The sequence below is a fragment of the Simplicispira lacusdiani genome (assembly GCF_003604195.1).
GTDB lineage: Bacteria > Pseudomonadota > Gammaproteobacteria > Burkholderiales > Burkholderiaceae_C > Simplicispira > Simplicispira lacusdiani.
Map to the genome: position 1 here is coordinate 30,597 of NZ_QXGR01000010.1, position 11,814 is coordinate 42,410.

10 protein-coding genes are annotated in these 11,814 nt (G+C 70.5%); 5 read left to right on the forward strand and 5 right to left on the reverse strand.

Features of this window, described 5'->3' with window-relative positions:
• The first annotated feature begins 25 nt into the window (after window positions 1–25).
• The 4 genes from D8S75_RS13865 (at window position 26) to ald (ending at window position 6,264) form a co-directional block, all read left to right on the forward strand.
• Entirely contained in the window at window positions 26–3,247 is a 3,222-nt protein-coding gene (locus tag D8S75_RS13865; protein ID WP_198673212.1) for an EAL domain-containing protein, read from the forward strand.
• A 76-nt stretch (window positions 3,248–3,323) separates the two neighbouring features.
• Window positions 3,324–4,610: a THUMP domain-containing class I SAM-dependent RNA methyltransferase gene (locus D8S75_RS13870; RefSeq protein WP_119966949.1), complete on the forward strand. Its 1,287-nt coding sequence runs from the start codon at window positions 3,324–3,326 to the stop codon at window positions 4,608–4,610.
• Entirely contained in the window at window positions 4,600–5,055 is a 456-nt protein-coding gene (locus tag D8S75_RS13875) for a putative toxin-antitoxin system toxin component, PIN family (protein ID WP_119966950.1), read from the forward strand. Before D8S75_RS13870 ends, D8S75_RS13875 begins: the two co-directional genes overlap by 11 nt.
• Before the next feature lie 96 nt (window positions 5,056–5,151).
• Window positions 5,152–6,264 carry an alanine dehydrogenase gene (gene ald, locus D8S75_RS13880; RefSeq protein WP_119966951.1) on the forward strand — a complete coding sequence of 371 codons (1,113 nt, stop codon included), beginning with the start codon at window positions 5,152–5,154 and terminating at the stop codon, window positions 6,262–6,264.
• A 172-nt stretch (window positions 6,265–6,436) separates the two neighbouring features.
• Here the strand turns inward: ald and D8S75_RS13885 are convergent, their stop codons facing one another.
• Both D8S75_RS13885 and D8S75_RS13890 read right to left on the reverse strand, forming a co-directional pair.
• Complete coding sequence (locus D8S75_RS13885; RefSeq protein WP_119966952.1) at window positions 6,437–7,096, reverse strand: nitroreductase; 660 nt, start codon at window positions 7,094–7,096, stop codon at window positions 6,437–6,439.
• Between the two features lie 18 nt (window positions 7,097–7,114).
• A complete protein-coding gene (locus tag D8S75_RS13890) occupies window positions 7,115–7,948 on the reverse strand; it encodes a hypothetical protein (protein WP_119966953.1) in 834 nt (277 codons plus the stop codon).
• A 190-nt stretch (window positions 7,949–8,138) separates the two neighbouring features.
• On the opposite strand from D8S75_RS13890, the gene D8S75_RS13895 reads away from it, so the two are divergent.
• Window positions 8,139–8,960, forward strand: a complete 822-nt coding sequence (locus D8S75_RS13895) for a UPF0149 family protein (RefSeq protein ID WP_119966954.1) — start codon at window positions 8,139–8,141, stop codon at window positions 8,958–8,960.
• Window positions 8,961–8,976: 16 nt separating this feature from the next.
• Here D8S75_RS13895 and D8S75_RS13900 read toward each other — a convergent pair whose 3' ends face one another.
• The 3 genes from D8S75_RS13900 to D8S75_RS13910 are packed head-to-tail and all read right to left on the reverse strand — an operon-like array spanning window position 8,977 to window position 11,736.
• Window positions 8,977–10,674 (reverse strand): sensor domain-containing diguanylate cyclase, encoded by a 1,698-nt coding sequence (locus tag D8S75_RS13900; RefSeq protein WP_198673213.1) that lies wholly within the window; start codon window positions 10,672–10,674, stop codon window positions 8,977–8,979.
• Between the two features lie 4 nt (window positions 10,675–10,678).
• Complete coding sequence (locus tag D8S75_RS13905; protein ID WP_232829054.1) at window positions 10,679–11,167, reverse strand: CinA family protein; 489 nt, start codon at window positions 11,165–11,167, stop codon at window positions 10,679–10,681.
• 47 nt (window positions 11,168–11,214) lie between these two features.
• Complete coding sequence (locus tag D8S75_RS13910; protein ID WP_119966956.1) at window positions 11,215–11,736, reverse strand: phosphatidylglycerophosphatase A family protein; 522 nt, start codon at window positions 11,734–11,736, stop codon at window positions 11,215–11,217.
• Window positions 11,737–11,814: the final 78 nt, after the last annotated feature.

Below are 11,814 nucleotides of genomic sequence, written 5' to 3' on the forward strand. Positions count from 1 at the left end.
CCCAAAACACCCTGACCGTGCCGTGATGCAAGTCCGACTGCAGAACCTCCCGATAGGCCAGCGCATCGCGCTGGCCCTGGCATTGCCGATCGCGGGATTTCTGTTTTTTGCCATGTGGGTGCTGGTCAGCCACCAGCGCACGGCCAACGAGATGCGTTCCCTGCGCGAAGTGGCCGAGCTGGCGACGGCGGTCAGCGGGCTGGTGCACGAGGTCCAGCGCGAGCGCGGTATTTCGGCCGCCTTCCTGGGCTCTGGCGGGCAGGCGTTCGTCGAACAGCAATCGGCACGCCAGGCCCACACCGACGCGCAGAGGGCCGGCTTCGAGGAGGCGCTGCAGCAGATCATCCTGGAACGCTTCGATGAGCGCTTGCGCCGCCGCATCGATGCCGCCCGCGCGCAGCTTGAACAGCTGCAAGCCTGGCGCGAGGACGCGGCAGCGCTGCGGGTCACGACCGAGGTGCAGGCCGCACGCTACAGCGCGGCCATCCATGAGCTGATCGGTATCGTCCAGGAGATGCACCTCCTGGGCAGCCATTCCGGGATGTCGCGGGCGATCTTCGCCTATGTCAACCTGATGCAGGCCAAGGAACTGGCGGGCATGGAGCGGGCGGCGGGCGCCGCGTATTTTTCCGCGCCCCGGGTGGACGCCACGAGCCGGCAGGTCTTCACGGCCCTGGCCGACCGCCAAGCGCATTTCCTGGAGCAGTTCCGCTTCTTCGCCAGCCCCGAGCAGGTGGACCTGCTGAACCAGTCGCTGTCCGACATGAAGGCCGCCGACATCGAGCGCCTGCGCAGCGTCGTCTACCTGCGTCCAGCGACCCGGGGGCGGACGGCCGTCGAGGCGGCGGAGCACTGGTTCGACATGACGTCCTGGAAGATCGACCAGATCAAGCTCGTCGAGAACCAGATGGCGCAGGACCTGATCTCCGGGGCGCGGAGCGCCGAGCGGTCCGCGGGCCAGGCCGTGTTCTACAGCGGCATCGTGGTGCTGGTGGCATTGAGCCTGGCGGTGGTGTTCGCCGGCGGCCTGGCGCGCGGCATCATCTACCCGATCCGGCGCATCACCGATGCGATGAACCGGCTGGCCGCACCGGAGGCGCGCGTGGAGGCGGTGGAGATCTCCGACCATGGGCGCGGCGACGAGATCGGCGAGATGGCGCGCGCCACCCTGGTGTTCCGGGACAACCTGGTGCGCATCGCCCAGGCCGAGGAGCGGCTCAAGAACGCGGTCATCCTGCGCCTGCACCACAAGGCCCTGGGGTCGATCTCGCAGGGAGTGCTGATCGTCGATGCGCAGGGCCACGCCACCTTTGCCAACCATGCCCTGAGCGAGATCACTGGCTACTCCGAGGAGGAAATCCTGGGGCGCGCGCCCGATTTCCTGTGGGCCGATGCGCAGGGCCGCTCGCGCCTGTGGAGCAGCGCGGGCGCGCCCTGCACCCTTCCGGGCAAGCGCCGCGATGGCGAGCCCTTCTGGTTCGAGGCCACGGTCAGCCCGGTGCTCGATGGCCAGGGCGAGGCCACGCACAGCGTGGTGGTGCTGCGCGACATCACCGAGAGCCGCCGCATCGAGCAGGAGATGCGCATCGCCGCCACGGCCTTCGAATCCCTGCACAGCATGGTCGTGACCGATGCCAACGGCATCATCCTGCGCGTCAACCGCGCCTTCACCCGGATGACGGGGTACACCCCCAAGGAGGTCATCGGGCGCACGCCCGCGATGTTCAAGTCCGGGCGCCATGACGCATCCTTCTACATCGGCATGTGGCAGTCGCTGGCCGATCGGGGCGCGTGGTTTGGCGAAATCTGGGATCGGCGCAAGAACGGCGAGGTCTACCCCATGCTGCAGAGCATCTCCGCCGTTCGCGGAGAGGACGGCAAGGTCACGCATTACGTGGCGGCCTCGTCCGACATCAGCGAGCGCAAGGAGGCGGAGGAAAAGATCCGCCACCTGGCGTTCTACGATCCGCTCACCCGCCTGCCCAACCGGCGCCTGCTGCTCGACCGCCTGCAGCAGGCCATGGTGCTGGGCGCGCGCACTGGCCACCATGGGGCCCTGCTGTTCATCGATCTGGACCAGTTCAAGTCGCTCAACGACACGCTGGGCCATGACGTGGGCGACCTGCTGCTGATCGAGGTGGCCCGGCGCCTGCAGGAAGCCGTGCGGGCCAGCGACACGGCCGCGCGCCTGGGCGGCGACGAATTCGTGGTCATGCTGGAAGAGCTGTCGCACGACGCCACCGAGGCCGCGGAGCAGGCGCGCGTGGTGGCCGAGAAGGTGCTCACCGCCCTCAATCTGCCCTACCAGCTGGCGGGCCACGAGCTGCGCAGCACGCCGAGCATCGGCGTGACGGTGTTCGCCGGTCAGCGCACGAGCCTCGATGAGCTGATGCGCCAGGCCGACCTGGCGATGTACCAGTCCAAGTCCGCCGGCCGCAATGCCCTGCACTTCTTCGACCCGCAGATGCAGGCCGCCATCCTGCGGCGCGTGCAGCTCGACACCGACCTGCGCGCCAGCCTGGAGCGTGGCGATTTCCATCTGCACTACCAGGCCCAGGTCGATGTGCAGGGGCAGGTCGTCGGCGCCGAGGCCCTGCTGCGCTGGCAGCACCCGCAGCGCGGCGCCGTGCCGCCGGGAGAATTCATCGCGCTGGCGGAGGAAACCGGCTTCATCGTGCCCCTGGGCCGATGGGTGCTCGAAGCCGCCTGCCGCCAGCTGGCTGCCTGGGGCGCCAGCGAGGCGACGGCGGATCTGACCCTGTCGGTCAACGTCAGCGCGCGCCAGTTCCACCAGGCCGAATTCGCCGACAGCGTGCTGGAGGTGCTGCGCCTGACCGGAGCCAATCCGGCGCGCTTGCGGCTGGAGCTGACGGAGAGCCTGCTGCTCCACGACGTGGAAAGCGTCGTCGACAAGATGGTGCTGCTGCGCCGGCATGGCATCGGCTTCGCGCTCGACGATTTCGGCACGGGCTATTCCTCGCTGTCCTACCTGAGCCGGCTGCCGCTGGATGTGCTCAAGATCGACCGCTCCTTCGTGCGCGACATCCTGACCGATCTGAACGCCGCCTCCATCGCGCACTGCATCGTGAGCCTTGCGCGCAACCTGGGGCTGACCGTCGTGGCCGAGGGGGTCGAGCAGGCCGGGCAGTTTGAATTCCTGGTCGGCCAGGGCTGCGGCGGCTACCAGGGCTACTATTTCGGCCACCCGGTGCCCGCCCAGGAACTGCTGCCGCCGCCCCGGACCTGACGGCGCCGCGGCCGTGGCGCGCCGCAGGCCTTATCCTCGGGGCCATCCTCCCATTCACAGAACTACATAGGTTCTCATGAACCAGCTTCAAATCTTCCTGCCCTGCGCCGCTGGCGTGGAGGGCTTCCTCGCCGACGAGGTGCACCGGATCACGGGCCTCACCGGCAACGACCTGCTCACCGGGCGCGGCGGCGTGCTGCTGCGCGCCTCCTGGCGCGACGCGCTGCTGCTCAACCTGCACAGCCGCCTGGCGCAGCGCGTGCTGGTGCAGCTGGCGCACCGCCCCTACCGCAGCGAGAACGACCTGTACGAGCTGGCCAGCAGCGTGGCCTGGGAAATCTGGTTCACCCCGCGCCAGACCTTCAAGGTCGAGGTGACGGCGCAGCACAGCCCGCTGACCAGCCTGAACTTCGCCGGCCTGCGCGTCAAGGACGCCGTGGCCGACCGCTTCCGCGCCAAGAGCGGCGTGCGCCCCGACGTCAACACCCAGTGGCCCGACGTGCGCATCCACCTGCACCTCACCACCGACGAGGCCACCATTTACATCGACACCTCGGGCGAGCCGCTGTTCAAGCGCGGCTGGCGCGAGGACAAGGGCGACGCGCCGCTCAAGGAAACCCTGGCCGCCGCCATGATCGCCGCCAGCGGCTGGAACCCGCACGGCGAGGCCCCCGTGCCGCTGTACGACCCCTGCTGCGGCAGTGGCACCGTGGCCATCGAGGCCGCGCAGATCGCCTGCCGCATTGCCCCCGGCCTGCGCCGGCGCTTCGCCTTCGAAAAGCTCCTGCCGTTCCAGGCCCATGTCTGGAATGCTATCAAAACAGAAGCTGAAGGCGCGCAGCAGGCAAGCCCTGTGCCCATTTTTGGCAGTGATGTCTCGCACCGCATGGTCGATTTCGCCCAGCGCAACGCCGAGCGTGCCGGCGTCGCTGGCGCCGTGCAGCTGCGCGGCGGCGACGCGCTGCAGCGCATGCCGCCGTGCGAGACACCGGGCGTGATGCTGCTCAATCCGCCCTATGGCGAGCGCATCGCCGCCGCCGGCTCGGCCGGCCAGAACGCCACCGAGCGCGCCACGCTGCGCGCCCAGGGTGGCGCCGTGGGCCGCGAGGCCGCGCACACCGACGACGGCGGCGAATTCTTCAGCCAGCTGGCCGCGCACTGGAAGAAGCACTACGCCGGCTGGACGGCCTGGATGCTCACGCCCGACCTCAAGCTGCCCGGCAAGATGCGCCTGAAGGAATCGCGCCGCGTGCCGATGTGGAACGGCCCGATCGAATGCCGGCTGTTCCGCTTCGACATGGTGCGCGGCGCCGTGCGCGCCCGCCCGGGCACCGCGCCAGACGGGACGGCCGATGGCGGCTGAGGCGCCGGCCCGGGTGCCCGGGGCGGCGCGGCCGGTGGTGATCGACACCAACATCGTGCTCGATCTGCTGGTTTTCGCCGATGCCGCCGTGCAGCCCCTCAAGCCCTTGCTGGCCAGCGGCGCGCTGCGCTGGATCGCCGCGCCCGCCATGCGCGTGGAGCTGGAGCGCGTGCTGGGCTACCCGCAGATCGCGCCGCGCCTGGCCTACTACGGCCTGAGCGTGCCGCAGGTGCTGGAAGCCTTCGATGCGCAGTCGCGCACCGTGGACTCCGCGCCGCGCGCCAGCGCCGTCTGCAAGGACCCGGACGACCAGCAGTTCATCGACCTGGCGGTGCACCACGGCGCCCTCCTGCTCAGCAAGGACCGCGCCGTGCTCAGCCTGCGCAAGCGCCTGCTGGCGCTGGGGGTCCATGTGGCGCCCGTGCTGGATTTCTGTCCTGCTTGATTCAGTTCTTTAATGGATATCTTTGTTCATTAATCCGTCTTGAAATCCGGGTTGCCGAGCGAGACACTGGGCCTCTCAACACACCAGGAGACAGCGATGCGCATCGGAGTGCCCAAGGAGATCAAAAACCACGAATACCGCGTCGGCCTCACCCCGGCCAGCGTGCGCGAACTCACCGGCAGCGGACACCAGGTGCTGGTGCAGGCCGGCGCGGGCGCCGCCATCGGGTTGGACGACGCGCAATACCTGGCCGCCGGCGCCACCCTGGCGCAAGACGCCGCAGAGGTGTTCGCCCAGGCCGAGATGATCGTCAAGGTCAAGGAACCCCAGCCGTCGGAATGCGCCCTGCTGCGCCCGGGGCAGATCCTCTACACCTACCTGCACCTCGCGCCGGACCCGGCGCAGACCGCCGCGCTGGTGCGCTCGGGCGCCATTTGCATCGCCTATGAAACCATCACCGGCCCCGGTGGCGGCCTGCCGCTGCTGGCGCCCATGAGCGAGGTCGCGGGTCGCATGGCGATCCAGGCCGGGGCGGTGTACCTGGAAAAGTCCAAGGGCGGCATGGGCGTGCTGCTCGGCGGCGTGCCGGGCGTGCCCGCCGCCCATGTGGTGGTCCTGGGCGCGGGCGTGGTCGGCACGAACGCGCTGCAGATGGCCGTGGGCCTGGGCGCGCGCGTGACCGTGCTGGACAAGAACGTGGACCGCCTGCGCCAGCTCGACCTGGTTTTCGGCAACCGCATCCACACCGTGTTTTCCACCGCGCACAGCGTGGAGGCGGCGGTGCTCGACGCCGACCTGGTGGTGGGCGGCGTGCTCATTCCCGGCGCCGCGGCCCCCAAGCTGGTGACCCGCGACATGATCGCCCGCATGAAACCGGGCGCCGTGGTGGTGGACGTGGCCATCGACCAGGGCGGCTGCTTCGAGACCTCGCGCCCCACCACCCATGCCGACCCCGTCTTCGTGGTCGATGGCGTGGTGCACTACTGCGTGGCCAACATGCCCGGCGCGGTGGCGCGCACCAGCACCTTCGCGCTGAACAACGCCACCATCACCCACGCCCTGGCCCTGGCCGGCAAGGGCTGGAAGCAGGCGCTGCGCGACAACATCCACCTGCGCAACGGCCTCAACGTGGCCGAGGGCCAGGTGACCTTCGAGGCCGTGGCGCGCGACCTGGGCTATGCCTACGTGAGTGCAGAGAGCTTGCTGTGAGAGAAAACAACCCCCTGCGGCGCTGACGCGCCTTCCCCCTTCTCTGGCACCGCTGCGCGCTGCGGAAGGGGGACGCCACCAGCGCGGCGGGGCGGCCCTTGCGCGGTGGCCGCTGGTCTGGGCCGCGCCAGGGTCAGGGGCCGCGAACGGTGCCAAGCACCGTGGAAACGGATCAGAACCCGCGCATCTCGGCCCAGGTCTCGAAGGGGTCGCGCTCGGTGCGCCATTGGTTGATGGGGGTGTTTTCGTCGCGCCAGCCCAGCGCGATGCCGGCGAACAGCATGCGCTCGGGCGGCAGGTCCAGGAAACGCGCCACGGGCTGGGAGCGGAAGGCCCAGAACTCCTGCGGGCAGGTGTCCAGGCCCTGTTCCACGGCCAGCAGCATCACGGTCTGCAGGTAGATGCCCAGGTCCGCCCACTGCGGCGGGCCCATGCGGCGGTCCACGCTCAGGAAGATGCCCACGGGCGCACCGAAGAAGCTGGCATTCTTGGCCATCTGGCGCAGGCGCGCGGCCTTGTCCTCGCGCGGGATGCCAATCGATGCGTAAAGCTGCTCGGCATTGCGAAAGCGCCGCGTGCGGTAGGGCTCCCACAGGTCGGGCGGGTAGACGGCGTATTCGGGCGCCTCCTGCAAGGGCGCGTCCTCCACGGCGCGCAGCAGCCGGGTCAGCGGCTCGCCCGCGAGCGCATGCACATGCCAGGGCTGCAGGTTGCCGCCCGAGGGCGCGCGCGCCGCGCCCTCCAGGATGGCGCGCACCATGGCGGCGGGGGGCACATCGGGCTTGAAGGCGCGGATCGAGGAGCGCCGCTGCACGGCTTCGGAGACATCCATGGCGGAAAGGCCTTTCGGTCAGGGTCGTTCAGAGGCCGGTGTCAGCAGGTCGTGCGCGGCGCGGGCGCGCTGCAGGTCGCGTCCCAGGCGGCGGCTTTGCGGCAGGTGGCGCAGCCAGGCCATGCGCCCGATGCTCTGCTCCAGCACGGCGCGCACCGCGGGGCTGCGCTGCGCCAGCCAGGCGGTCCACAGCGGCCGGGCGGATTCGAGCGCCCCGCTCTCGCGCAGGTAGAGCGCGGTGGAGTGCACGTAGCACAGCACGTCGCGCGCCTGGCAGTGCGCCAGTGGCAGGCTGGCGGCCGGGTCGTCCTCGAAGTCGATGTAGCCCACCACGCCGTCGGGGCAGCGCACCAGGTTGCGCGCGAAGGCCTGGCTCAGGCAGGTGCCCGTGGCGTGTACATGGTCCAGTGCCAGCAGGCCCTGCAGCCACAGCGCCTGCACGGCGGCCGGGCGGGCGAGGGCGGCCTGCATCTCGTCGCCGAGCGAGGGCGTGGGCTCGCCCGGGCGGCCCAGGTGGTGCAGCAGCAGGCCGTCGGGCTGCTCGGCCAGCACCAGCGGCACGCGCAGGCCGCGCGCGCGCAGGTCGCGCAGGCGCCGGGCCTCGGTGGCGATGGCCTGCTGGCCGCCCAGGTTGGGCACGGGGCGCAGCACGTCGAGCCGGGCCAGGCCCGCCAGCGCGCCCAGCACGCGGTAGCGCCACATGCCGTGGCGCGGCCCGGCCTTCTTCAGCCAGACCTGCTCGTCTTCCAGCGTGTAGTGGGCCACGTTGGCGGGCTGTGCCGCCAGGTGGGCCTGCAGGAAGGCGGCGTAGTCGGGGGCCAGGGCCTGGCCGGGCGGGGTGGTTTCGGTCATCGGCATGGGCCTTCCTGGCGGCATGCGCGGACAGGTCGAGGGAGGCAGACGGTGGGCTGGGGGCTCAGGGGTGGCATGGCAGGGGTGCAGGGTTCGGGGCGGGCTACACTTGCCGCCGCGCCCGCGCGGTCGCCCATGGGCGCCGCGTTGGGCATCATAAAAGCCTTTGCACCGTTGAACGGAACCTCCCATGAACAACCCTGCCCCCACGGACGCCGGTGAACCGGCCCTCGGCCCCGACGAACTGGACGAGCTCGATACCCTTCTCGACGACCTGCGCACGCGTGGCGAAGAGATTCCGCAGTGGGAGTTCTGCGACGGCTTCCTGGCCGCGCTGGCCTGCACGCGCCGCGCCATTGGCCCCGCCGAATACCTGCCCATGCTGCTGGGCGACGGCGAGCCGCTGGAGGTGGCCGAGGGCGAGCCCCTGCCGCTGCTGCCCGCGTTCGCCGATGCGGCGCAGCAGGCGCGTTTCATCGAGTTGTGGATGCGCCGCTGGAACGAGGTGGTGCGCCAGCTCGACGCCGAGGTGAAGTCGCTCGACGAGGACGAGGCCTACGCCCCCGAGGCCATGGACATGCGCGGCGCCGTCGCCAGCCTGCCCGAGGCCGACCGCGCCGAGATGGAGGGCCAGGAGGTGCCATCGTTCGCCCAGGTCTGGGCGCTGGGCTTCATGTTCGCCGTGGAGAACTGGCCCGACGAATGGGCCGCGCCGCGCGACAAGGAAGCCGCGCAGTGGCTGGATGACGCGCTCGACCGCATCGTCGCGCTGACCGAGGACGACACCGGCCGGCCCGAGGTCAGCATGTACAGCGAGGACGGCCCGCCCAGCACCAGCAAGGCGCGCGTCGAGGCGTTCGGCGAGGCCATCTGGGCCGTGTACGACCTGCGCCAGCTCTGGAAGAGCATGGGTCCGCGCGTCGAGACCCTGCGCAAGCCGCCGGAGCCGGGCCGCAACGACCCCTGCTGGTGCGGCAGCGGCAAGAAGTTCAAGAAGTGCCACGGCGCTTGACGCGGCGCGCCGCCGGCTAACCCTGCGGGGCGAGCATGGCCCGATTGCGCCCGCCGGCCTTGGCCTGGTAGAGGGCCGCGTCGGCGCGCTCGACCACCGCGCTGACGCCGCGATCGGCGGGCTGCCAGGTGCTCGCGCCGATGCTCACCGTCATGCGCCCCGGCCCCGGGAAGGCGGCCTCGGCGATGGCGGCGCGGATTTTTTCGGCCACGGCCAGGGCGCCATCGCCGTCCGGCGTATGCGGTAGCAGGACGACGAATTCCTCGCCGCCGTAGCGCGCGACAAAATCAACGGAGCGCGTGTGTTCGGTCAGCAGGCGCGCCATCTGCTGCAGCACGGCGTCGCCCGTGGGGTGGCCGTAGGTGTCGTTGACCTTCTTGAAATGGTCGGCGTCGAGCAGCAGCACGGCAAATCCCTGCGCCGTCCGCTGGCCCACCTCGAAGCATTCGGCCAGCCGGTCGTCGAAGCGCCGGCGGTTGTGCACGCCGGTCAGCGCGTCGCGCGTGGCCAGCTGCTCCAGCTCGCGGTTCGCGGCCGCCAGCGCGGCGGTGCGCTGCTGCACCTGGGTCTCAAGCGACTGGTTCATGGCCTCCAGCTCGTGCTCGTGCGCCAGCAGCGCCTGGGTCATCGACCGCATCGATTGGCTCAGCTGCTCCACTTCGGCCAATTGTCCCGTGGCCGGAAAAGCGGGCTGGCTGTCGCCGTGCTCGATGCGCCGCGCCGCTTCGGCCAACTGCTCGATGGGGCGGCTGAAGGCGCGGGCCAGGCGCACGGCCACCAGGCCGAACACCAGTGCCGCCAGCAGGCCCAGCGCCAGCAGCCGGTCGCGCAGCGCATGGGCGGGCTCCAGCGCCTGTTCCAGGGGCTGGCGGACCACGATGCGCCAGCCGAGGCTGTGCGGGGTGCGCGAATCCACCGTGGCAGCGCTCGCCAGGTAGTCCCGGCCGTCGTCCCAACGCAACTGGCTGTAGGGCTTGTCCGGTCCTGCCGGCAGATTCCTGGGGAGCTGGACCTGGCCCGCGAGGGCCGGGGGGTACAGCACCGCGCCCACGGCGTTGGCGATCAGGATTTCGGCGTCAGCGCCCCGGGCACTCTGGTCGAATGCCGTCTGCACGGTCTGCGTGACCCAGCGCCAATGAATGTGCGCCCCGACCACGCCGATCAGGTCGCCCGCCGCGTTGTGCATCGGTGCCGCGAAGTCGATAAAGCGCAGCGGTTCCCCGCCGGGCAGCGGCGGCAGCAGCTTGGCCAGCAGCACGGCCTCGTGCACGTCGCCGGCATAGATCCCCGAGCGCGCGGCGATGAACCAGGGCCGCTGGGCCACGGACTGACCCTGGAGAATGCCGTCCACGGCCTGCACAACCTTGCCTTGCGGGTCCATCACGCCCATCCAGGCGAATTCCTCGCGTAACTCTTTGCGTTTTTCGAGCGACTGCAGCAGCTCCGGGTTGGCCAGGTTGCCGCGCGTGAAATGCGGGGCCTTGCTCAGCAGCACGATCTCCAGCTCGCGCTCGCGCAGGTTGGCGCCCAACAGGTTGGCCGCCGTGAGTGCCACGGCATGGAGGGATTCGCCGGCGCTGGTGGCCATCTGCTGCGTGGCCAGCCGGCCGACGTAGAGCCCGACGCACAGCAGAGTCAGCAGCGACAGGCCACCGAACCAGAGTGCGAGCTGGCCGCGCAGGCTCCGCAGGATCAGTGCGCCGGGCGTGTTCATGGGGCTACTCCCTCAGCAGGTGGGCCAGTTGCCGTAGCGCCAGCCGCACCGTGGCAGCGCGCACGGCGGCGCGGTCGCCGGGGAAGTGGTGCAGCGCGCTGTGCGTGCGCCCGTCCACGCACCAAGCCAGCCAGACGGTGCCCACGGGTTTGTCGGCGCTGCCGCCCGTGGGGCCGGCCACGCCGGTCACGGCCACGCTGGCCTGCGCCGCCGAGCGCGCCAGCGCGCCCTCGGCCATGGCGCGTGCCACGGGCTCGCTCACCGCGCCGTGCGTGTCGATCAGCGCGGCGGGCACGTCCAGCAGCTCGGTCTTGGCGGCGTTGGAGTAGGTGACGAAGCCGCGCTCGAACCACTGGCTCGACCCGGCCAGGTCGGTGCAGGCGGCGGCGATCAGGCCGCCGGTGCAGCTCTCGGCCGTGGCGAGCATCTCGCCGCGCGCCAGCAGGAGTTGGGAAATATCAAACAAAACGGCCTCCAGCGCTTTGTCATCCAGCGCTGATAGCTCTTGATTTGATAGCGAATCATGGGGATTGGATGGTGTCACCAGAACCTCCACAGAGCGATCACGAGCAGCGTGCAGAAGGCCGCCACGAAGTCGTCGAACAGGATGCCCCAGCCGCCGCGCCAGCCGAAGCCCTTGAACAGGCTGTCGGCCCAGGCCACTGGGCCGGGCTTGGCGGCGTCGAAGAAGCGGAACAGCGCGAAGGCCGCCAGCTGCCCCCAGAAGCCCATGGGCATGGCCAGCCAGAGCACCAGCCAGAAGGCCACGACCTCGTCCCAGACGATGCTGCCGGGGTCGGACACGCCCATGTTGCGCGCCGTCACGGTGCAGGCCCACCAGCCGACCAGGGTGCTGGCGGCGATCAGGAGGCCCATCTGCAGCGGCGCGGCGTACCAGTGCCGCAGCACCAGGAAGGCCAGCCAGGCCCAGAGCGTGCCCACGGTGCCGGGGGCCTTGGGCGAGAGGCCCGCGCCAAAGCCCAGGGCGATGCAATGGGCCGGGTGGGCCAGCAGGAAACGGGCGGTGGGGCGCAGCGGCAGGCCGGCGGCGGAAGTGGTCATCGGGCGGCCTCGGGCGCGGGCCCGCAGCAGAGTAGGAACATAGCCTGCATTGTCATCCAGCGCGCGGCCGTGGCGCTG

What these genes read in the sequence shown, in the direction of transcription:
- D8S75_RS13865 (WP_198673212.1), top strand. Translation starts at nt 26, where the DNA reads ATGCAAGTCCGACTGCAGAACCTCCCGATAGGCCAGCGCATCGCGCTG.
- D8S75_RS13870 (WP_119966949.1), top strand. Translation starts at nt 3,324, where the DNA reads ATGAACCAGCTTCAAATCTTCCTGCCCTGCGCCGCTGGCGTGGAGGGC.
- D8S75_RS13875 (WP_119966950.1), top strand. Translation starts at nt 4,600, where the DNA reads ATGGCGGCTGAGGCGCCGGCCCGGGTGCCCGGGGCGGCGCGGCCGGTG.
- ald (WP_119966951.1), top strand. Translation starts at nt 5,152, where the DNA reads ATGCGCATCGGAGTGCCCAAGGAGATCAAAAACCACGAATACCGCGTC.
- D8S75_RS13885 (WP_119966952.1), bottom strand. Translation starts at nt 7,096, where the DNA reads ATGGATGTCTCCGAAGCCGTGCAGCGGCGCTCCTCGATCCGCGCCTTC.
- D8S75_RS13890 (WP_119966953.1), bottom strand. Translation starts at nt 7,948, where the DNA reads ATGACCGAAACCACCCCGCCCGGCCAGGCCCTGGCCCCCGACTACGCC.
- D8S75_RS13895 (WP_119966954.1), top strand. Translation starts at nt 8,139, where the DNA reads ATGAACAACCCTGCCCCCACGGACGCCGGTGAACCGGCCCTCGGCCCC.
- D8S75_RS13900 (WP_198673213.1), bottom strand. Translation starts at nt 10,674, where the DNA reads ATGAACACGCCCGGCGCACTGATCCTGCGGAGCCTGCGCGGCCAGCTC.
- D8S75_RS13910 (WP_119966956.1), bottom strand. Translation starts at nt 11,736, where the DNA reads ATGACCACTTCCGCCGCCGGCCTGCCGCTGCGCCCCACCGCCCGTTTC.